This is a genomic window from Bradyrhizobium sp. CCBAU 11361 (assembly GCF_028128935.1).
GTDB classification, from domain to species: Bacteria; Pseudomonadota; Alphaproteobacteria; order Rhizobiales; family Xanthobacteraceae; genus Bradyrhizobium; species Bradyrhizobium niftali.
This window is the reverse complement of sequence record NZ_LBJZ01000013.1, coordinates 33156-55704: the sequence shown is the minus strand read 5'-3', so window position 1 is coordinate 55704 and position 22549 is coordinate 33156. Positions and strand designations below refer to the sequence as shown.

Annotated in this window: 15 protein-coding genes; 12 read left to right on the top strand and 3 right to left on the bottom strand. The window is 66.2% G+C overall.

What is annotated here, in order from left to right:
• Positions 1 to 38: 38 nt before the first annotated feature.
• The 4 genes from XI08_RS05355 to XI08_RS05340 all read left to right on the top strand — a co-directional run bounded on the left by XI08_RS05355 (position 39) and on the right by XI08_RS05340 (position 6625).
• Positions 39 to 1574 (top strand): caspase family protein, encoded by a 1536-nt coding sequence (locus XI08_RS05355; RefSeq protein ID WP_271573649.1) that lies wholly within the window; start codon positions 39 to 41, stop codon positions 1572 to 1574.
• Between the two features lie 148 nt (positions 1575 to 1722).
• Positions 1723 to 2394: an OmpA family protein gene (locus tag XI08_RS05350; RefSeq protein ID WP_167771563.1), complete on the top strand. Its 672-nt coding sequence runs from the start codon at positions 1723 to 1725 to the stop codon at positions 2392 to 2394.
• A 158-nt stretch (positions 2395 to 2552) separates the two neighbouring features.
• A complete protein-coding gene (locus XI08_RS05345; protein ID WP_135178950.1) occupies positions 2553 to 3482 on the top strand; it encodes an efflux RND transporter periplasmic adaptor subunit in 930 nt (309 codons plus the stop codon).
• Complete coding sequence (locus tag XI08_RS05340) at positions 3482 to 6625, top strand: efflux RND transporter permease subunit (protein ID WP_271573648.1); 3144 nt, start codon at positions 3482 to 3484, stop codon at positions 6623 to 6625. The genes XI08_RS05345 and XI08_RS05340 overlap by 1 nt, the downstream gene beginning before the upstream one ends.
• Positions 6626 to 6640: 15 nt before the next feature.
• On the opposite strand, the gene XI08_RS05335 is transcribed toward XI08_RS05340, so the two are convergent.
• Entirely contained in the window at positions 6641 to 7315 is a 675-nt protein-coding gene (locus XI08_RS05335) for a Crp/Fnr family transcriptional regulator (RefSeq protein WP_271573647.1), read from the bottom strand.
• 236 nt (positions 7316 to 7551) lie between these two features.
• On the opposite strand from XI08_RS05335, the gene XI08_RS05330 reads away from it, so the two are divergent.
• The 3 genes from XI08_RS05330 (at position 7552) to XI08_RS05320 (ending at position 13550) form a co-directional block, all read left to right on the top strand.
• A complete protein-coding gene (locus tag XI08_RS05330; protein ID WP_271573646.1) occupies positions 7552 to 9639 on the top strand; it encodes an AsmA family protein in 2088 nt (695 codons plus the stop codon).
• A 247-nt stretch (positions 9640 to 9886) separates the two neighbouring features.
• Positions 9887 to 12334, top strand: a complete 2448-nt coding sequence (locus XI08_RS05325; protein ID WP_271573645.1) for an adenylate/guanylate cyclase domain-containing protein — start codon at positions 9887 to 9889, stop codon at positions 12332 to 12334.
• A gap of 349 nt (positions 12335 to 12683) precedes the next feature.
• A complete protein-coding gene (locus tag XI08_RS05320) occupies positions 12684 to 13550 on the top strand; it encodes a hypothetical protein (protein WP_271573644.1) in 867 nt (288 codons plus the stop codon).
• Here the strand turns inward: XI08_RS05320 and XI08_RS05315 are convergent, their stop codons facing one another.
• Positions 13551 to 14822 (bottom strand): Spy/CpxP family protein refolding chaperone, encoded by a 1272-nt coding sequence (locus XI08_RS05315; protein ID WP_271573643.1) that lies wholly within the window; start codon positions 14820 to 14822, stop codon positions 13551 to 13553.
• Between the two features lie 242 nt (positions 14823 to 15064).
• A complete protein-coding gene (locus XI08_RS05310; RefSeq protein ID WP_271573642.1) occupies positions 15065 to 16096 on the bottom strand; it encodes a LysM peptidoglycan-binding domain-containing protein in 1032 nt (343 codons plus the stop codon).
• Between the two features lie 165 nt (positions 16097 to 16261).
• On the opposite strand from XI08_RS05310, the gene XI08_RS05305 reads away from it, so the two are divergent.
• From XI08_RS05305 to XI08_RS05285, 5 genes are all read left to right on the top strand, one after another.
• Positions 16262 to 16957 (top strand): hypothetical protein, encoded by a 696-nt coding sequence (locus XI08_RS05305; protein WP_271573641.1) that lies wholly within the window; start codon positions 16262 to 16264, stop codon positions 16955 to 16957.
• 158 nt (positions 16958 to 17115) lie between these two features.
• Complete coding sequence (locus XI08_RS05300; RefSeq protein ID WP_271573640.1) at positions 17116 to 19779, top strand: bifunctional diguanylate cyclase/phosphodiesterase; 2664 nt, start codon at positions 17116 to 17118, stop codon at positions 19777 to 19779.
• A gap of 274 nt (positions 19780 to 20053) precedes the next feature.
• Positions 20054 to 20329 (top strand): 30S ribosomal protein S21, encoded by a 276-nt coding sequence (gene rpsU / locus XI08_RS05295; protein WP_027546772.1) that lies wholly within the window; start codon positions 20054 to 20056, stop codon positions 20327 to 20329.
• A 103-nt stretch (positions 20330 to 20432) separates the two neighbouring features.
• Complete coding sequence (locus XI08_RS05290; RefSeq protein WP_049823721.1) at positions 20433 to 20693, top strand: hypothetical protein; 261 nt, start codon at positions 20433 to 20435, stop codon at positions 20691 to 20693.
• Between the two features lie 157 nt (positions 20694 to 20850).
• A complete protein-coding gene (locus XI08_RS05285; protein ID WP_271573639.1) occupies positions 20851 to 22545 on the top strand; it encodes a GMC family oxidoreductase in 1695 nt (564 codons plus the stop codon).
• Positions 22546 to 22549 lie beyond the last annotated feature (4 nt).

The window sequence follows — 22549 nt, the reverse complement described above, 5'->3', positions numbered from 1 at the left end:
AGCTGGAACGGCGCCTTTTTGGCTGGACCGCGCTGATTATGAAAATTCGCTTCCTTTTCCTTCTTCCCTTGCTCGTTTCGCTCGTCCCGACCGCGCCGTCGCTTGCGGCCGGCGACCGACATGCGCTGGTCATCGGCAACGCCAAATATCCGGATGCAGACGCCCCGCTGAAGGAGCCGCTCAACGACGCCCGTGACATCGCCGACGAGCTCAAGCGCGACGGCTTTTCGGTCGAAATCGGCGAGAACCTGACCGGCGACGGCATGCGCCGCGCCTTCGACAAGCTCTACGGCAAGATCAAGCCTGGCTCGGTGGCGCTGATATTCTTCAGCGGTTTCGGCATCCAGTCGGCGCGCCAGAGCTACATGCTGCCGGTCGACGCGCAAATCTGGACCGAATCCGACGTGCGCCGCGACGGTTTCAGCCTGGAAGCCGTCCTCGGCGAGCTCAACACCCGCGGCGCCGGCGTCAAGATCGCGCTGGTCGATGCCTCCAGGCGCAACCCGTTCGAGCGCCGGTTCCGCAGCTTCTCGGCCGGCCTGACCCCGGTCATCGCGCCGAACGGCACGCTGGTGATGTATTCGGCGGCGCTGGCCTCGGTGGTCTCGGATGCCGGCGGCGAGCACAGCCTGTTCGTCCAGGAACTGCTGAAGGAAATCCGCGTCCCCGACCTGATGGCCGAGGAGACGCTGAACCGCACCAAGATGGGCGTCACCCGCGCCTCGCGCGGTGAGCAGGTGCCGTGGATATCCTCTTCATTGGCCGAAGATTTCTCGTTCATTCCGGGAGCCGGCGGATCGCGTCCGACAACGCCGCCGGCCGCGCCCCCCGCTCCGCCGCCCGTCGTCGCCAATAACCCGCCGCCGGCACCACCCGCGCCGCCATCACTGCCTCCGCCGCCGAAGCCGGCCGACACGGCAGCCGCACCGGCTCCCGCTCCCGCGCCCGCACCCGTACCGGCCCCATCGCCGAAGCCGCAGGTCGAGGCCGCCTTGCCCCCGCCGCCACCGCCGGTGAAACCGGCCGATCCCGCTCCTGCGCCGAATGCGGACGCCGGGCCTAGCGCGGCCGCGCTGGCGGAGGACCCCACCATCAAGGGCCTGACGGCCAAGATCGCGGCCAATCCTGATGACGTGAACGCGCTGTACCGGCGCGGCCAGGTCTATGCCAGCAAGGGCGCCTACAACCTCGCCATCAAGGATTTCGACGACACGCTCCGGATCAACTCGAAGGACGTCGAGGCGCTGAACAACCGCTGCTGGACCCGCACCGTGGTCGGCGATCTCCAGGCCGCGCTGAAGGATTGCAACGAAGCGCTGCGGCTGCGGCCGAACTTCGTCGATGCGCTGGACAGCCGGGGGCTGGTCAATCTGAAATCGGGGGCGGTGAAGAACGCCATCGCCGATTTCGATGCGGCCCTGAGGATCAATCCGCGCCTCACCTCCTCGCTGTACGGACGGGGCCTCGCCAAGCAGCGTAACGGCTCCGCCCAGGAAGGGGCGCTGGACATCGCCAATGCCAAGGCGATGGATCCGAACATCGTTCAGGAATTCGCAAGCTACGGAGTCCGCTAGTATTTTTTTGAGTTGAGGCGGCGGACGCCTCGAACCCTCGGCCGCCCAAAACAGACTAAAGGGACGGATGCCGCAGGCGGCCTTTCCCGGGGGGCCTATTGCAGGAAATTTGGAACCACGCAGGTCAGCTGCGCAGGAGGGACTGGCAATGAGATTGGCTGCAAAAGGACTTACCGCAATCCTGTCCATCATGGCCATTGGCGCCGCGCTGTCGCTGCCGGCCTCACCCGCATTCGCCGCCGACGACGGCAACAGCAAGAACGTCACCGAGGACGAGATCGTCCGCGCACTGGCGCCGCCGCAGAAGAAGCCGCTGACCCGCGGCCTCTCGATCGCGCCGCAGGCCGACCCCGCGCCGAGCGCGTCGGAGACCAAGCTGATCCAGTCCGTGCGCGGCCGCTCGACGCGCTCGCTGTCGTCGACCGAGCGCGAGGAAATCGCATCGGTCGCCAAGGACAAGCCGAACATCGATCTCGAGATCACCTTCGACTACAACTCCGCCAATATCAGCACCAAGTCGCTGGCTTCGGTGCAGGCGCTCGGTCGCGCGCTAACCAGCCCCGACCTCAAGGGATCGACCTTCGTGGTCGCCGGCCACACCGACGCCGCCGGTGGCGAGGCCTACAACCAGGACCTGTCGGAGCGCCGCGCAGATGCGATCAAGCGCTACCTCGTCGAGAAGTACAGCATATCCTCGACCGACCTCGTCACCGTCGGCTACGGCAAGAGCAAGCTGAAGGACCCGAGCCAGCCGATGGCCGAGGTCAACCGCCGCGTGCAGGTCGTCAACATGGAAAACAAGACCACCGCATCGAAGTAAGCACGACGCAATTCTTTGAAATGACCGTTCTTGATGTGGTGTAAAGTCTCGCTTCCAAAGCGCGTCCCGCAGCCTTGCGGGACGCCGCTTTGTTTCAGGGAAACGCTCTCAGCAGGCCTCGTGCGGATGGCCGTGAGCCAGGCCAGGACAATCCGGCGATGAACGTCTCCGACTATCTCAAGCCTGCCGGAACCGTGGCGTTCATCGTCGCGCTCGGCATCGGCTATTATCTGTTCGAGCATCGGCATCGCCCCGAGGCCAAGGAAACGCCGGGCGAGGCGCTCGTCATCGTGACGAAGTCGACCAATGCCTGCTTCTCCGACCTCGTTCGCGTGACCGGCTTCTTCGTGCCGCGCCGCGAGGCCGTGGTCGTCGCCGACCAGGAAGGTTCCAGGGTCACCGACCTCTTCGTCACCGAAGGGACCATGGTCACCGACAACCAGGAGCTGGCGCGCCTGACGGCACCGCCGCAGATCCCGGGCCAGCCGCAGCGACCCGGCCCGCAAGGCCCGATCTCGCTGAAGGCGCCGGCGCCGGGCCTCGTCACGGAAGTTCGCACCATCGTCGGCGCGCCCGCCTCGCCGCAGGCCGGCCCGATGTTCCGCATCGCCGTCAACAACGAGATCGAGCTCGACGCCCAGGTTCCGGCCGTGCACATGCCCAAGCTCAGCGCCGGCGCGACCGTGCGCATCAGCCGCGACGACGCGCCCGATTTGATCGGCCGGGTGCGGCTGGTTGCGCCCGAAATCGACCGCACCACCCAGCTCGGCCGCGTCCGCATCAGCGTCACCAACAATCCCTCGCTGAAGGTCGGCGTGTTCGCGCGCGCCTCGATCGACGCCAAGCGAAGCTGCGGCGTCGCGGTGCCCAAGACCGCGATCGACCATCTCACCGTGCAGGTCGTCAAGGGCAACACGATCGAGACGCGCAAGGTGCGGGTCGGGCTGTCGTCCGACACCGCGACGGAAATCCTGGAAGGGCTCGACGTCGGCGAAATCGTCGTGGCCGACGCCGGCTCTTCACTGCATGACGGCGACCAGATCAAGACCATGTTCGCCGATGAACTCGATCGCACGCGGGTACGCTGATGGCTCTCAATATCTCGGCATGGTCGATCCGGAATCCGCTGCCGTCGGTCGTCTTTTCGATCATCCTCCTGATCCTCGGCTGGACCTCCTTCGCCAAGCTCGCGGTGACGCGGCTGCCCTCGGCCGACATTCCCGTGATCTCGGTCGCGGTGTCGCAGTTCGGTGCGGCGCCCGCCGAGCTCGAATCCCAGGTCACCAAGACCATTGAAGACGCGGTCTCCGGCGTCGAGGGCGTCAGGCACATCACCTCCTCGATCACCGACGGCCTGTCGCTGACCACCATCCAGTTCGCACTGGAGACCAACACCGACCGCGCGCTCAACGACGTCAAGGACGCGGTGACGCGCGTTCGCTCCAACCTGCCGCAGAACGTCACCGAACCGCTGATCCAGCGCGTCGACGTGATCGGCCTGCCGATCGTCACCTATGCCGCGATCTCGCCCGGCAAGACGCCGGAGCAGCTCTCCTATTTCGTCGACGACGTGGTCAAGCGTGCGCTCCAGGGCGTGCGCGGCGTCGCCCAGGTCGAGCGCATCGGCGGTGTCGAGCGCGAGATCCTGGTCTCGCTCGATCCCGACCGCTTGCAGGCGATGGGCCTGACCGCCGTCAATGTCAACCAGAGCCTGCGCGGCACCAATGTCGACGTCGCCGGCGGCCGCGCCGAGATCGGCAAGAACGACCAGGCGATCCGCACCCTAGCCGGCGCCAAGACGCTGAGCGACCTCGCCGGCACCATGGTCCCGCTGTTCGGCGGCGGCGAGGTGCGGCTCGACGATCTCGGCACCGTCACCGACACCATCGCCGACCGCCGCACCTTCGCCCGCTTCAACGGCGAGCCGGTGGTCGCGCTCGGCATCAAGCGCTCCAAGGGCGCCAGCGACGTGAAGGTCGCCGACGCCGTGCAGAAGCGCATCGACGCGCTCAAGGCCGCCTATCCCGACGTCGACCTCAAGCTGATCGACACCTCGGTCGAATACACCAACGGCAATTACGAAGCGGCGATCTCGACCCTGTTCGAAGGCGCCATTCTCGCCGTCGTCATCGTGCTGCTGTTCCTGCGCGATCTGCGCGCCACCATCATCGCCGCGATCTCGCTGCCGCTGTCGATCTTCCCGGCATTCTGGGCGATGGACCTCCTCGGCTTCTCGCTCAACCTCGTCAGCTTCCTCGCCATCACGCTGTCGACAGGTATTCTCGTCGACGACGCCATCGTCGAGATCGAGAACATCGTGCGGCACATGAACATGGGCAAATCGCCCTATCGTGCCGCGCTGGAAGCCGCCGACGAGATCGGCCTCGCCGTGATCGCGATCTCGCTTACCATCATCGCGATCTTCGCCCCCGCGAGCTTCATGTCGGGCATCGCCGGACAGTTCTTCAAGCAGTTCGGCATCACCGTCTCGGTGCAGGTGTTCTTCTCGCTGCTCGCGGCGCGCTTCGTCACGCCGGTGCTGGCCGCCTACTTCCTCAAACACGGCCATCACGAGGAGCCGCCACCGGGCCGCGTGCTACGGTCCTATCACCGGATCGTGGCCTGGTCGGTGAAGCACTATTTCATCACGGTGCTGATCGGCTTCGGCATCTTCGCCGCCTCGATCTGGAGCATCACGCTGCTGCCGCAGGGCTTCCTGCCGGCGCAGGACAGCGCGCGCTCGCTGCTTGCCCTCGAGCTGCCGCCGGGCACCCAGCTCGCCTACACCGAAAAGGTCACCGAGGACATCGTCGCGCGGCTGCGCAAGCGGCCCGAGGTGAAGAGCATCTTCGTCGACGGCGGGCGCGTACCACCCGGCACCCAGGAAGTCCGGCGCGCCGCCCTGATCATCAACTACACGCCCAAGGGCGATCGCGACATCACCCAGCGCGAGCTGGAATTCTCGATCAGCCAGGAGCTGGAGAACATTCCCGACATCCGCTTCTGGTTCCTCGACGAAAACGGCCTGCGCGCGATCTCGCTGGTCGTAACCGGCGTCGACGCCAACATCGTCAACAACGTCGCCAGCGAGCTCGCGACGCAGATGAAGCGGATCCCGACCATCTCCAACGTGATCTCGGAAACCACGCTGGAGCGACCCGAGCTGCGCATCGAGCCGCGCGCCGATCTCGCCGCGCGCCTCGGTGTCTCCACAGAAAGCCTGTCGCAGACCATCCGCGTCGCCACCATCGGCGACGTCGGGCCTGCGCTCGCCAAGTTCGACGTCGGCGACCGCCTGGTGCCGATCCGGGTGCAGCTCGAGGACGCCGCGCGCGGCAACCTGAAGACGCTCGAGCAGTTGCGCGTGCCGCTCGGTGAGCGCGGCGAGAAGGGCGGCGTGCCGCTCTCGGTCATCGCCGACGTCAAGCTCGACCAGGGTCCGACCAGCATCAACCGCTACGACCGGGACCGCCAGGCCACCGTTGCCGCCGACCTCGTCGGCTCCGCGGCGCTCGGCGATGCCACCAAGAAGATCAACGAGCTGCCGGTGATGAAGAGCCTGCCGAAGGGCGTGAAGGTCTCACCCTCCGGCGACGCCGAAAGCCTGAACGAGCTGTCCGACGGCTTCGCCACCGCGATCACCGCGGGCCTGATGATGGTCTATGCCGTGCTGGTGCTGCTGTTCGGCACCTTCCTCCAGCCGATCACCATCCTGTTCTCGCTGCCGCTCTCGATCGGCGGCGCCATCGCGGCCCTGCTCGTCACCGGTAAGCAGCTCACCACGCCGGTGTGGATCGGCATCCTGATGCTGATGGGCATCGTCACCAAGAACGCGATCATGCTGGTGGAGTTCGCCATCGAGGCGATCCGCGACGGCAAGCCGCGCGAGGAAGCCATGATCGACGCCGGCATGAAGCGTGCCCGCCCGATCGTGATGACCACGATCGCAATGGCCGCCGGCATGATGCCGAGCGCGCTCGCGGTCGGCGCCGGCGGCGAATTCCGCTCGCCGATGGCGCTCGCGGTGATTGGCGGCCTGATCTTCTCGACCATCCTGTCGCTGGTGTTCGTGCCTGCGATGTTCATGGTGATGGACGATCTCGGCGCCCTGATCTGGCGCTTCGGCAAGCGGCTGATCGTGCACAGCGAGGACGCGGAGGTCCCCGGTCATCACGAAGTCTCGCCGGCGCAGCCGGCACCGAAGAACATCGTGCACCCGGCGGCGGAGTAGGGTTCGCGAGAGCCCCTACTCGTTCCGCGCGATCGCCGTCAGCTTGGTCATGTTCCTCAGCAGGATACGGCCGCGCTGAAGATCCAGGATCGCGTCCTTGCGCCAGGCCTGAAGCTGGCGGTTGACGCTTTCGCGGGCGGCGCCGACGAAGACGCCGAGCTGCTCCTGCGAGATATGCACCTCCGAGCCGAAATCGGCGGCGAGTGCGCAGAGCCGCCGCGCCAGCCGCACCGGCAGCGGCTGCAACATGGACTCTTCCATGCGCTCGCTCTGCCAGCGGATGCGCTGGCACAGCAGCGCGATGATCTTGATCGCGACCTTCGGCTCGCGCTCGAGGAAGGAAAGGAAGTCTTCCCGCCGCAGCACGAACAATTCGCTGGCTTCGCCCGCGGTCGCGTCCGCGGTGCGGTTCTGGCCGTCCAGCACCGCGACCTCGCCGAACAGGTCGCCCGGCCCCATGAAATTCAGCGTCAGCCGGCTGCCGTCGGAGGCGCCGGTCTCGATGCGGACCTGGCCGCGGCGCACACCGAACAGCGCGTCCCCGGCATCGCCCTTCTGGAACAGCACCTCGCCGTTCGCCAGATGCTGGGTGTGGCAGAGATTGGACAGCCGCTGGAGCTCGTCTGCGCCGAGATCGGCGAACATCGGGTTCATCTTCAGGATGACCGCAAATTCGGCCTGCTTGCTCATTTCAACTTCCTTGTGAATTTACCTGCCAATTTCGCCGGCAAATCGGCTGGAACCATCAACCTCCAGAATCGCGTAAAACCGCGCCGGAGAAGTGTGTCATAAGTCACATAACTTTGCAGCACCCCCTGACTATTTTTGACCGCTTGGAGCGGCTTCCCGTCCCGGGATAAACTCACGCGCATAGGACGGGTGAGCGGCCGGGTTCGGCACCGTGCGTCCGTCGTTGGAAAGTCGACATGAGAGCAGTGAAATTCGCCGGCGCCGCGGTCGCCGCTATCATCATCGTGATCGCGGTTCTCCTCGTGGTCGGGATCCCATCGGGCTTCCTGACCTCGACGATTGCGTCGCGGGTCGAGAGCGCGACAGGCTATCGCCTGTCGATCGATGGCACCACCAGGATCAGCCTGTGGCCGACGCTGAACGTCACCTTGAACGATCTCACGCTTCAGGATCCGAAGGACCGCAGCGGCATCACGCGCCTCACGGTCGACAGCGTGCAGGCCGACATGTCGCTCGCGAGCGTCTGGTCGGGCCGCCCGAAGATCAGCGAGCTCGTCGTCACCCGTCCCGTGCTCTACCAACCGCTGCTGCGTGAGCGCCTGCCCAACCCCGGTGCCTCGTCGAAGCCGCTCGCGCTCGACACGGATGGCGCGACCATCGACCGCGTCAAGATCACCGACGGCGAGGTCGCATTCGCGCGCGTGCGCGATCGCGTCGAGGGCCGCATCAGCGCCATCAACGCCGACGCGATCGTTGATCGCGACCGCAAGGTCAACATCACCGGCACCGCGCGCGTCGGCGAGCACCCGACCAGGTTCGACATCAAGGCGACGACGCCCGCGCCGCCAGCCGACCGGCCGACGATCCCGGTGGATTTCGCCATCGACATGCCTGATGTGCTGAAGTCCCGGCTCGCGGGTCACGCCGAGATGCGGCTGAGCGGCGATGTCGTGATGATCAACGGCGTGAACGGCACGCTCGGCGACGGCACGCTCGGCGACGGCACGTTCAACGGCTGGGCTTCGGTCGACATCGCGAGCAAGCCGCTGGTCAAGGTCGATCTCGACTTCCAGCGGCTCGCGATTCCGCTGGCGAAATCGCCGGACGGCGCATCCGGGCAGCCCTGGAGCAATGCGCCGATCGACGTGTCCGGCCTCAATTATGTCGATGCGCAAATCAGGATCTCCGCGAACGATGCCGTGATCGGCGATGCGCATCTTGCGCCGCTGGCGCTCGATGCAAAGCTCGCCGGCGGTGTGCTGAAGGCCGGCACCGCCAATCTCGGCGCCTATGGCGGCCAGGTCTCCGGCGAGGTGATCCTGGATGCGACCAGCGGCGCGCCGAGCTTTGCCATGCATTCCGACCTCGTCGGCGTGCGCGCGCTGCCGCTGCTCCAGGGCCTTGCCGAATTCGACCGCATCGACGGCAAGCTGCAAGCCAAGCTCGCATTGCGCAGCGCCGGCACCAGCCAGCGCGCCTTGATGGCGAACATGCAGGGCACGGCCTTCGTCAATTTCCAGGACGGCGCCATCCGCGGCATCAACGTCGCGCAGGTGATCCGCTCGCTGACATCGGGCACGCTGTCCGGCTGGCAAGAGAACCAGAACTCCAGCCAGGACCAGAGCACGGATTTGTCGCAGCTCTCCGCCTCCTTCCGGATCGACAAGGGACAGGCGGTAACGACCGATCTCAATCTGATCGGGCCGCTGGTGCGCGTGACCGGCGCGGGCACGATCGCGCTCGACACCAAGATGATGGGCTTTCGCGTCGAGCCGAAGCTGGTGATGACCACCGAAGGCCAGGGCCGCGCCTCCGAGCCGGTCGGCTTCGGCATCCCGGTGATGATCCAGGGCAGCTGGTCGCAGCCGCGGATCTACCCTGACATGGCCGGCGTGCTCGACAATCCGGACGCCGCCTATGCCAAGCTGCGCGAGATGGGCAAGGGCCTGTTCGGGCCTGATGGCGCCAGGCTCGGCAATATCCTGGGCAGCCTCGGTCTCGGCGGCACGACCGCGCCGGGTGGCGGCAACGCAGCCGGCAACGCCAATCCGCAAACCCAGCAGCCGGGGCAGAACAATCTGCTCGGCGGCCCGCTGGGCGAGGCGATCGGCAATCTGATCCAGCAGGGGCTTTCCAGTGGAGCTGCAACCGGCACTGGCGCTGGCACTGCTACCGGCACCGGCCGCAGCCGCGGCCTGCCCGCAACGCCGTCCACACCGGCACCGCAGGCCTCGCCCGCGCCGGCGTCCCCCGACGCGCCGCCGGTGGCGCAGCAGGACAGCCAGCCGATGAATGACGTGCTGCGGCAGCTCTTTAATCGATGATTGGCGGGCCAACGGACTGGACTTCACGCCGATCCCTTACCTCGGCTTCGCCATTGCCTGCTTCCTCCGAACGGAGGAGGCTGCGGCAATTCACCACCCTTTCGGCCCGCCCCGGCGTCCGCAGCGGGTAACCACGCTGGCCGGTCGACCGGTCCCCGCACGTCCCTTGGCCCAAATTGTGATAGAAGGGCGGCTGGGCCCGGACGGGCCGTAGCGCCGGCGTCGATGGCGGCGCGAGAGGATCCGGATGGCGGGAGCGAACGACAAGACACGGTTTCTGCGCGAGGGCCTGTTCGCCAAATACGTCGTCTCCCTCGTCGGCCTCGTCGTGTTCGTCCTCGCGGTCAACGGCGCGATGGAGACCTGGATCTCCTATCGCGCCACCAAGACGCAGCTGGCCGACGGGCTGGAGGACAAGGCCCAGGCCGTTGCCCGGCGCATGGAACAGTCGATCTCCGAGCTCGAGCGCCAGATCAGCTGGGTGACCCGCGCGAGCCAGGACACCCTCGAGAAGCGCCGCGCCGACTACGCCCAGCTCCTGCACCAGGTCGCGGTCGTCAACCAGCTGTTCCAGCTCAACGGCGACGGCCGCGAGGTGCTGCGCGTCTCGCGCCAGTCGACCACGACCGGCGGCAACGCCGATCTCTCCCGCGACATGCGCTTCACCGACACCGTCGCCCGCGGCGTCAGCTACGCGCCGGCCTGGTTCTCCGACCGGACCCCGTTCATGTCGATCTCAGTGGCGCATTCCGGCTTCAACGCCGGCGTCACGGTGGCCGAGATCGATCTCAGCTTCCTCTCCGAATTGCTGTCCGACGCCCAGGTCGGCAAGGCGGCCTTTGCCTATGTGGTCGATCCGCGCGGCCGCGTGCTGGCAACGTCCGCGAAAGGCCCCGACGTCGGCAAGGACCTGTCGAAGCTGCCGCAGGTGGCTGCCGCGATTTCGCCCGGCCGCGAGCCCGACACCTCCGGCACCGACTTCAACGGCCATTCGGTGCTGTCAGCCGCGAGCACCGTGCCGAAGCTCGGCTGGAGCGTGATGTTCGAGCAGCCGACCACGCAGGCCCTGACGCCGATCCGCGACCAGCTGGTGCGCATCGCGCTCTTGATCGGCATGGGCCTGATGGTCGCGATCCTCGCCGGCACGCTGCTCGCGCGCCGCATGATCATTCCGATCACGGCGCTGCGCGACGGTGCGCACAAGCTCGGCGAAGGCGATTTCAGCCATCGCATCGACGTGCACACCTCCGACGAGCTGGAAGACCTCGCCGGCCAGTTCAACCGCATGGCCGTTCAGATCCAGGAGACCTATTCGAACCTGGAGACCAAGGTCGAAGAGCGCACCCGCGATCTCGCGCAGTCGATCAACGAGCTCAAGGTGCTGGAAGAGGTCGGCCGCGCGGTCGCCTCATCGCTCGATCTCAACGCGGTGCTGCCGACGATCGCCGCGCACGCGATCGAGATCACCCATGCCGACGCGGTGCTGATCTACGGCTTCGATGCCGAGACGCGCCGCTTCAACCTAGTCGAATCCAACGGCATCGACAAATCGGCCGACGGCGCCCACGTCACGATCGACGAAGGCGAGAACATCCTGAGCGATGCCGCGGCGAGCTGTGAGCCGATCGCGCTTGCCGATCTCGACCACGCGGCCGAGCAGCCGCTGCGCGACGTCGCGATCGATGCCGGCTTCCGCTCGGTGCTGGTGGTGCCGCTGGTGGACCAGCAGGGCACGCTCGGCTCGCTGGTGGTGCTGCGCCGCGCCGGTGGCGAGTTCGCCGGCAGCATCATCGGCCTGATGCGCACCTTCGCCAACCAGGCGGTGCTGGCGATGCGCAATGCGCGCCTGTTCACCGAGGTCGATCACAAGAGCCACGCGCTGGAGGCGGCGCACGAGACCGTTCGCGCCCAGGCGGACAAGCTGCGCGTGCAGACCGAGCAGCTCAAGGACTGGAACAAGTCGCTGGAGGAGCGCGTCAAGACCCAGCTCGGCGAGATCGAGCGCATCCGCAAGCTCGAGCGGTTCCTGGCACCGCAGGTCGCGCAGTTGATCGCCTCCTCCGACAGCCCCGAGGGGCTGCTCACCAGCCAGCGCCGCGAGGTAACGGTCGTGTTCTGCGACCTGCGCGGCTTCACGGCGTTCACGGAAGCGACCGAACCGGAAGAGGCGATGAACGTGCTGCGCGAATATCACGCGGCGCTCGGCAAGCTGATCTTCAAATACGAGGGCACGCTCGACAAATATTCCGGCGACGGCGTGATGATCCTGTTCAACGCGCCGATCCAGTTCGACGACCACACGAAACGCGCGGTGAAGATGGCGGTGGAAATGCGCGAAACGATCGGCCCGCTGACCGAGCGCTGGCGCAACCGCGGCCACAGCCTCGGCTTCGGCATCGGCATCGCGCTCGGCTATGCCACGCTCGGCCAGGTCGGCTTCGAGCAGCGGCTGGAATATGCCGCGATCGGCAGCGTCACCAACCTCGCCTCCCGCCTCTGCGGCGAGGCCAAGGCTGGCCAGATCGTGGTCAGCCGCCGCGTCTACGGCATCGTCGAGCCCTGGGTCGAGGCGCGCGCGCTCGATGATCTCCAGCTCAAGGGCTTCAATCACCCCGTGCTGGCGATGGAGATTCTGAGCTGGCGCGAGGAAGTGGAGAACGTGGTGGACGCCGCGGCGGCGCGAAGGCGGGGGTAGCGTAGGCGTACGCCTATTTCTTTTCTCCGCCGTCATGCCCCGGCTTGACCGGGGCATCCAGTACGCCGCGGCCTATCGATTCAATCACGACCGTCTCTGGAATACTGGATCGCCCGATTAAATCGGGCGATGACAGTCACCTGAAACAAGAAAGTGCGAAAACAACCCCATGCACAGTAGGCGGGGTCTGCGGGATCAATGACTTACGCGGGTGTCGGCGTGGTTTGACTCGTCGGGCAAGACACCGGCAGAATGGCATCATCCCTCACACCCCTCCACGAACCACATCACCCCTCCCCGCGACTAACCATCGCCTCGACGGCGAGGCCGGCTTCGGATGGAGACGATCGTGACGCTTGCCTTGCCTTCGCGCGCGTATGATTTGCAGATGCTGGACCGTCCCGCCGATCGTGCACGCGACCACGGCTGGGTCTATGGACTGCCGCCGGGCATCAGCAGCGAGCAATGGCCGCTCGATCCCGTCACCGGTTTTCCGCTGATGCACGGCTTCACGCTTCTGCTGCCGGAGGACTATCGCGTGCATGGCGCGGACATCGTCGCGGTGTCGTTCTTTGCGACGCCGTCCGATCACAATGACGGCGGCGCGGTTGACGATCCTGATATCCGCGATGCCGTGCTGGCGAGGCCGGTGCATCCGCGGCTCTCGCGCATGACCGACATCCTCGATTACGAATATGCCGCGCTGCTGCTGACCAAGGCCGAATATGACGGTGCGTTCGCGACGCCGCCGGCACCGCTTGCGCTTGCGACGGCGGAGCGGCCGCGCTGGCTCGATGTCGGCGGCGCCAGCGCTTTCTTCGAGTCCGCCCCGCCTTTCGCGCAGAAGATGTTCGCCGGCCCTCCGCGGGCCGATCTGGCGGAGAACCTCGCGATCGCCTTGGTGCCGCGCGCGACCGATCCCAACGCCGGCAAGGCCCCACAGGACCCGCACTTCCCGCGCAACCCGCCGAGCGATTATCGGTCCTACTACTACTTTGTCGGCGGCGCCCCGAGCTCCGAGAATTACCGCCTGCACGATTGGGCCAAGGACCACGCTCACAACCATCTCGGCGGCACCATGCGGCCCTGCCAGGCGGTGCCGGAGATGAGCCCGTTCTACATCGAGTTCGAGGAATATTTCGGCGGCTACAATTTCGGCACCGGCAACGCGCAGCTCGACTTCAGGGACATGAAGTTCGACTGGGCGTGCGGTTGATCACGCCCCGCGCTTCGGTCCGATCGCCTCGAAGCCGGCCTTCTGCTCGTCGCTCAAGTCAGCCTCGAAATCGTCGAGCGCATCAGTGACGGCGTTCACCGCTTGCAGCATCGCCGCCAGCCGTGCCTTCACGGCCGCGAGGCGGGCCAGCGGTGTCGCGGCGGCCTCCGCAGGGCAGGCGCTCAGCGTCTCCATGGTGCGCAGCGTGGTGTCCTGGAGCACGTCGAGGCGGGCGCGGGCGGTGTCGTCCAGACGAAGCGTGGTGGCCATATCGGCGACAGGCCATTGCTGCTGCACGAGCTGCTCATACTGGCGCTGCGCCTTTTCGTCGTAGCGGGGATCGTAGTCCGGTCGGCAAGCGGCGGCGGCCTGCGCGTCCTTGGGCTGGCGAGACGCCAGCGCAGCGCGACGATCATTGGCGAGGGCATTGAGCCTGGCTTTCTGGTCGTCGTTGAGGAGACCTGCGAACTTCGCGAGCGGCGCTTCGATCGCATCCGTCGCCTTGATCATGGCCCCGATGCGCTCGCGCATCAGGCCGAGACGCTCCGATGCGGCCGCCAGCGCCTGTGCCGGACAGGCGGCGCGGATGGTGTCGCGCGCTCCATTCCAGGCGGCGGCAAGATCGTCGAGCGCTGCGCGCTGCAACTCGCTCGGTGCTACCACCGCGGCGATGCGATCAACGGGCAGGCCGCCGGTGTCGCTGGCGTCGCAAATGTCCTCGATCGAGGGGACCTTTCGCGCGCGCCTGCCTTGCGACGCGGTGTAGGCGGCGAGCTCGGTGGCCGCATAGGGCGAGAAGATCGCGGCATAGATGTCGCCATAGCCGTAGAGCGAGAGACTGGTCGTATCGCCGAAGACGACCGCATTGGCGAGATCGTCATGTGCGAACGGCCAGAACACCGGACCGGCCCAGCCATAGCTGCCGTCGGGGTGGCGCCACCAGCCCTGCGGGCTGCGGCCGCCGTGCCAGCCCGACAGCGCCGCTTGCGCCGTGAGAGCCGCACGCAGGATGGCGGGATTGGGCGGTTGCCGGCTCTCGGCACCACGGGGATCCTGGGAGCGCAATGCGGCGGAGCGGTATCGGCCGCCCCGCACCGCCATGCGGGCATGGCGCAGGCGCGACATGCCGATGACGTGGCCGACGGCGAACCGCGCGACACCGAGCGGCCCGCCGCGCAATCCGAACTGCGCTTCGGCTTTGTTCGGCAGCAGCACGGCCAGAATGACAAGGCCGGCGCCCGCCAGCGCGAGGCGCATCCGTGATCCCGACATGACCGCTGACCTGACCACCTTGGCCCCTCCTCCAGCGCCAAGCGAACCACCTCGCATCACATGACGCGCGGGGGAACCAAAGGTTCCGCGAGTGCGAGGGTCAAAGCGTCGCGGCGATGAGAATCCTGACTGTCCATGCCGTCGCTGAGACAGTCCCTCACCCCCTCGTAAGGAGGGACGGGGAGAGGAAGGATCGCAATCATGGCTGCAGGAAATGCAATCGCGTCGGCGAAGTGCCGCGCTCACTGCGCCTTTTGCGGCAGCACAAAAGTCTGGCCGGGATAGATCAGATTCGGGTTGTGGATCTTGTCGCGGTTGGCCTTGAAGATCACCGCGTAGCGGGCGCCGTCGCCGTAGGCGAGCCGGCTGAGCGCCCACAGGCTGTCGCCGCGGGAGATCACCCGGCTGCCGCCGGCCTCTGCCGGTGTGCCGCTGAGGGCATCGCCCGGCGAAGCCGACGCGACCGTCGTGGCGGCAGGCGCTCGCGCCATGCCCCTTGGTTTCGGTGCGCCCATCACCCTGGGCCGCGCCGCGGGCCTGTCCGATGCCGACGGCAAGGATGCCACGACATCCGATTTCTCGTCCGGCGTCTCGGCCCGCTTCGTTTCCTGCCTGGTCGTGGGCGGTGCAACACGCGCCGGCGGCGGCGCCGCCTCCGCGATCGTCACCGGCATGGTGCGGCCGGACTGCGTGACGGTGCCATCCGGCGCCTTGGCGCGCAGTGTCAGCTCGTAGCTGCCGGCGGGCAGCTGCGGCGGCGTCATGACGAACTGGCCCGACGCATCGGCCACGACCGAATGAAGCGGCTGGCCGTCGCGCAGCAGCTCGACCTTTGCGCCCGGTGTGGCCCGGCCCGCGATCACCGCCGCCTCGCCATGGTCGTCGACGCGGGCGACATCGAAGCGAGGACCGGCGTCGGTCGCGGCCGCCGGCGGCTTGACCGGCGCAAGATCGGCCAGCGCCGTCACCTGCTTTTGCGTCTCGTCCAATGGACCAGCCGGCTTCGGCGCAGGGGACGCCGACGGCGCGCCGGCGGCGAGCTTCAGTTCTTCGGGCTTCGTCCCTGCCTTGGTGTCGGCTTTAGGTTCCGCCTTGGTTTCAGCTTTGGCTTCGACCTTGGCCCCAGGCTTGACCTCAGGCTTGGCCGCGACGGCGATCTCGGTGTTCGCCCCGCCCGGCAGCAGGCGGCGCAGCTCAGTGGGGCCGATCACCAGCACGGTGCCGCCCACCGCGAGCAGGCAGAACGCAATGAAGGCCTTGGAAGCGGTGATCATCAGACAATGAACCCTGGGTCGCAAATCAACCGAGGCCGGCAAATTGCGCCGATTTGGCTGCGGCAGCAAGACGTTCGAAGGGATTAGCGCACATGAACCGGCGCGGCCCCGTCGGCGTCAAATGATCGAGGCCGCATCGCGGCATATTTTTTGAGGATTTTTTCCGTGAACGCATTTTCCCGCCCGGCCCGATGGCTGGCACTTGCCCTGACACTCGTCGCCTCGCCCGCGCTCGCCGCATCCGGCCCGCCGCCGGACTACATCCTCACCAACAATGCCGGCCTCGCCTTCACCTCGCCCGATGGCGCCACCAAGATCGAGCAGTACATGAAGGACGGCGGGGATTGGGACGTCAAATGGCAGGCCTGGGTTCGCCGCGGCGAGCAGATGACGGAGCTGAAGCCCGAGCAGGGCTACGGGGCCGGCTTCCGCTTCACCAGCGACTCGCAATGGCTGGTGCGGATGCAGAAGACCGGCTCGGGCGAGCAGGACCTCTATCTCTACCATGTCGAGAAGGGCGCCTTCGTGAGCGCGACGAAGAAGCCGCTCAGCAATCTCGCCTGGGCCTATTTCTACGGCCGGCCGGAGACGAAGAGGTTCACCAAGCTCGACTTCCACATCTCGGCCAATCTCATGGAGGGTACGGAAGAGGCCTATCGCTCGCTCGGCATGGACTGGCCCAACAACCGCTACCTCGTGATCTCGCTCTCGGGCGAATATGACAATCATCCCAAGAACGTCGCCATGAAGGGGCTGGGCGGCTGGCGATGCCGCTATGATCTCGAGACCGGAAAGTTCGACGTGCCGGCGATGTTCGCCAAGGCCAATGCGGAAGCCTTGAAGTGGGAAATCCGCCGGTGATCCACCGGAATCGCGTCAGCGTAAACCCAGCCTACGGAGCTCTCGGCGATCGAGGGAACCCAACCCTCTGATTCCGTTCCGATTCATGTTTCCCTAACCCTTACTGGTAACGGGCTCTTGTCGGTTTTGCTGCATCTTGCATCCCACGGGAGGGCTGGATGGGCACATCAATCCGATGGACCACGCGCATGCGCGCGTTGCTCCGCCGTTGGCAGGGAGCGCCGCTGACGTGGCTGATCGCCGGCGGCTTCGTGCTGATGGTCGCGATGGCCATCGGCACCGCGCTTACCGTCGATCGTTTCCGGCAAAATGCGATCGAGAGCGGCCGCGACAGCCTGGAAAACTCCGTGCGCATGCTCGCCCGGCATTTCGACCGCGAGTTCGAGGACTTTGCGGTGCTCCAGAAGAGCGTCATCGCCGAGCTCGAGAGCCATGGCATCGCATCCGCCGATATCTTCCGCAGCGAGATGGGTACGCTGGCCATGCACGAGGTGCTGCGCGCAAAGGCGAGCGGCTGGTCCGACGTCGCCGGCGCCAATTTATTCGATTCCAAGGGCGTGCTGATCAACTCGTCGCGGCGCTGGCCGGTCGCCGATATTTCGGTCGCCGACCGCGGCTATTTCAATCGCCTCAAGAACGATCCGGCCTCGCAGGAAGAGATCGAAGTCGTGCCCGGCCGGTTCGGCAATGGATCTGCGATCGTGTTCGCGCGGCGCGTCTCCGGTCCCCACGGCGAATTCCTCGGCCTGGTGTCGCGGGCCATTTCGCCGGAGCAGCTTGAATCCTTCTTCGCCTCGGCCGGGCTCGGCGAGGAATCCTCGATCGCGATGCACCACCAGAACGGCCAGCTGCTCGCGCGCGTTCCGCATGTCGACGCGATGATCGGACAGAATTTTCGCAACGGCACGCGCGAGCAGATGGCGGTGTTCGAGCGCACCTTCGTCACGACGCAGCTCGCCAGCCCGATCGACGGCAAGGACCGCATCGTCGCCGCGCGCCTCCTGACCGGCGTGCCCCTGGTCGTGGTCGCAACCAAATCGCTGGATGCGACGCTGGCGACCTGGCACACGCAGACAAAATTCTTCGTCACCATCGCCGTGCTGTCGATCGGCCTGCTCGTGCTCACGCTGTTCCTGATCTTCCGCCAGATGACGCGCAGGCTCGCCGCGGAGAAGCAGCAGCTCGACACCGCGATGAACACGATGACGCAAGGCCTTCTGATGTTCGACCAGGACGAGCGGCTGATCGTCTGCAACCGGCGCTACATCGAGATGTACGGACTGTCGGCCGACGTGGTGAAGCCCGGCGCCTATTTCCGCGACGTGATCCAGCATCGCCATGACACCGGATCGTTCCATGGTGACGTCGCGTCCTACTGCGACGACATTCTAAGCAATGCCGGGCGAACCCAGAGCGCCATCGTCGAGACCGCGGACGGCCGCCTGATCGAGGTCAAGAACCAGCCCGGTGCCGCCGGCGGCTGGCTCGCGACCCATGACGACGTCACCGAGCGCATCCGCGCCGACGAACGCATCGCGCATATGGCGCATTACGACGCGCTGACCGACCTGCCCAACCGCGTGCTGATGCGCGGCCATCTGGAACGCCGCGTGGCGGAGCTCAGCCAGGGCAAGCCGTTCGCGATCCTCTATATCGACGTCGACGAGTTCAAGGGCGTCAACGATTCGCTCGGACACGAGGTCGGCGACGAGCTGCTGCGCCAGGTCGCGAACCGCCTGCGCGCCTGCGTCAGCGGCAACGACCTCGTCGCGCGGCTGGGCGGCGACGAATTCGCCATCGTCAAGGCCGGGACCAGCGACCAGGCCGAGCTGACGGCGCTGGCGGAAACGATCCTCAACGCATTGCGTGCGCCCGTGAACTGCAAGGGCCAGGAGGTTCCGACCGATGCCAGCATCGGCATCGCGATCGCGCCCGACCATGGCGACAATCTCGACGATCTGCTCAAGCGCGCCGATCTGGCGATGTATGCCGCCAAATCCGAGGGACGCCGCACCTTCCGCGTCTTCACGCCCGAATACGACGCGAAGGCGCGGCTGCGCCGGCAGCTGGAGCTCGATCTGCGGCAGGCGCTGACGCGCGGCGAGTTCGAGGTGCACTATCAGCCGCTGGTCGATCTCGCGGCCAACGTCGTCACCGGCTGCGAGGCGCTGCTGCGATGGCACCATCCGGAGCGCGGCATGGTCTCGCCCGCCGACTTCATCCCGGTCGCGGAAGACACCGGGCTGATCGGCGAGATCGGCGAATGGGTGCTCAAGCAGGCCTGCACCGAGGCGGCCTCCTGGCCCGGCGATATCCACATCGCCGTCAACGTCTCGCCGGTGCAGTTCCGTTCCAAGACGCTGGCGCTCAAGGTCGCCGCCGCGCTTGCCGAGTCAGGCCTGGCGCCCGGACGGCTCGAGCTCGAAGTCACCGAAACCGTGCTCATTCGCGACGACGAGGAGGCACTGACGATTCTTCAGCAGCTGCGCGAGCTCGGCGTGCGCATCGCGCTCGACGATTTCGGCACCGGCTATTCGTCGCTGAGCTATCTGCACCGCTTCCCCTTCGACAAGATCAAGATCGACCGCAGCTTCATCAGCGACATCGGCGAGCCCGAGGACTCTTCGCCGATCGTGCAGGCCGTGGTGCACATGGCCGCCGCGCGCCGGATGGCGACGACGGCCGAAGGCGTCGAGACCGAGGCGCAGCGCGAGGTGCTGCGGCAGCTCGGATGCAGCCAGATGCAGGGCTGGCTGTTCAGCCCGGCCGTCCCGGCCGCAAAGCTGAAGCAATTGCTGTCGGAACAGGCGGCGGCGGCTTAGGGCATACCCGCCCCCGCCCCGTATCAGCCCCGCCGTTGCCAGCCCGGAGCGGCTTCAGATGGCGAATTGACGCGCAGGGAAGCCTTATCGATTGACATGGCGGCCCGGGAGTGTTCACGTCGCCCCCGAACTCTATCGCGGCGACAAGCAGCTCGCGTGTTCGAAGCCGGCGCGAAGATCGCCGTTACCGTCATCCTCACGATCGCAACGAAGCTCCTGCGCAATAGGCTGCGTGCAGGACTGCCGCATTTCGCAGCCCGACAAGGAGACACAATTGCAGGTACTCGTTCGCGACAACAATGTCGACCAGGCGCTTCGTGTCCTGAAGAAGAAGATGCAGCGCGAGGGCGTGTTTCGGGAAATGAAGCAGCGGCGTTCCTACGAGAAGCCGTCGGAGCGAAAGACGCGCGAAAAAGCCGAGGCCATTCGCCGCGCCCGCAAGCTCGCGCGCAAGCAGGCGATCAGGGAAGGCCTGCTGCCGGCGCCCCCGAAAAAGAAGCTTCCGGAGCGCAAGCCGCCGCTGCCGCAGACGGCCAGGCCCGCGGGCTGAAACGGCGGCACGACGGCGCCGTGAGGCCGACCGGGCAATGAGAACAAGCCGGCATCGTTCCTGCGCATCTTGCATCCGGGAAGATGGTCCATATCTCATCGGCATGATGACGCTCACACTCGTCCAGGACCAGGCTATCCAGGCGCTCATGGCAGGCATCGTCGGCGCCGAGACGTTCGATCGGGTCTTCGCGGGCATCCGCTTCGACAAGATCGAGGGTACGATGCTCTACGCCTTCGCCGGGAACGAGGAGATGGCGTCCGACATCGAGGACAGCTACTCGTCCTACATCGCCGCGGTCGCATCGCAGGTGCTGGACAAGCAGGTCGACGTCGTCATCGTGATGCCGAAAGTGCTGCAATAGGGTTCATCGACCGAGACGGCGCAAACCCGCCGTCCGGCTCGCCCCGCGGCATCTCCACCCTCCTGACCTCATGGCGCCACCAACAAGAGCCGTGGCGTGACCTCGAAATAAATCCGCGCTAACCTGTTCGGCACAAGAACAAGAGGAAGCGCCAATCGTGTACGACTACATTATCGTGGGCGGCGGCTCGGCGGGGTCCGTGCTGGCCCACCGGCTCTCCGCGAAGAGTGCCAACAAGGTCCTGCTCTGCGAAGCCGGACAGGACACACCACCCGGCAACGAGCCGGCCGAGATCAGGGACAGCTATCCGGGCACGGCCTATTTCGATAAGCGCTTCCACTGGACCGAGCTCAAGGTCACGACCCAGATCGTCAGCCACAACAATCCGACCGAAGGCCGTCCTCCCTTACGCAAATACGAGCAGGCGCGCGTGCTCGGCGGCGGCTCGTCCATCAACGGCCAGATGGCCAACCGCGGCGCACCGACCGACTACGACGAGTGGGATGCGCGGGGTGCCGAGGGGTGGAGGTGGAACGACGTGCTGCCGTTCTTCAAGAAGGTCGAACGCGACCTCGATTTCGACGGCCCGTTCCACGGCAAGGATGGCCGGATCCCGGTGCGCCGGATTCCGCGGGAGCATTGGACGCGGCATTCGCAGGCCTTCGCCGATGCCTTCCAGCAGGCCGGCCATCAATTCGTAGCCGACCAGAACGGCGAGTTCGTCGACGGCTATTTCGCGGTGACGCACTCCAACCAGGCCGAGCAACGCGTCTCTGCCGCGATGGGCTATCTCGACCGCGACACCCGCAAGCGCCCCAACCTCACGATCTCCACCGACACGCAAGTTCGGGAGCTGCTGTTCGACGGCACGCAATGCGTCGGCGTGAAGGCCAAGATCAACGGCCGTGAGCAGGAATTCCGCGGACGCGAGATCATTCTCTCCAGCGGCGCCATCCATTCGCCGGCGCATCTCCTGCGCGCCGGCATCGGCCCGGTCGGTCACCTCAAGGATTTGGGCATTCCGGTCCTGATGGGACTTGAAGGCGTCGGCCAGCGCCTGATGGATCATCCCTCGATTTCGCTGTCGTCCTTTGTCCGCCGCGGCGCGCGCATGAACGAGCATACCAGGCGCCACATGCAGCTCGGCCTGCGCTATTCGTCCGGACTGTCAGGGGTGCCGAAGGGCGACATGTTCGTCGTCCTGCTCAACAAGTCGGCCTGGCATGCGGTCGGCGCGCAGATCGGCTCGCTGCTGACGTTCGTCAACAAGACCTATTCCGAGACCGGACAGATCAAGCTTGCCTCGCGCGACCCTTCCGCAGAGCCGATCGTCGAGTTCAACCTGCTGTCCGACCGGCGCGACCTCGATCGCCTGATGAGCGGCTTCCGCAAGATGGCGGCGGTGCAAATGAGCGAAGCCGTGAGGAAGGTGACGGACAAGCCGTTTCCGGCCGCCTATACCGACCGCGTCCGCAAGATCGGCGTGGTCAACAACACCAACAGGATTCTGACCACGATCGCCGCAGCCCTGATGGACGGGCCGGCGGCGCTGCGCCACTACATGATCGACAATTTCGTGGTCGAAGGCTTCAGCTTCGATGACGTGATGAACGACGACGAGGCGCTGGAAGCCTTCGTGCGCAAGGCGACCATCGGCGTGTGGCACGCCTCGTGCTCATGCCGCATGGGCCGGGCCGACGATCCGATGGCGGTGGTCGACAACCAGGGCCGCGTCAGGGGCATCCAGGGCCTGCGGGTCGTCGACGCCTCGATCTTCCCGGTGGTGCCATGCGCCAACACCAACTTTCCGGTCCTGATGTCGGCGGAGAAGATCGCTGCGACGATGCAGTGATTTC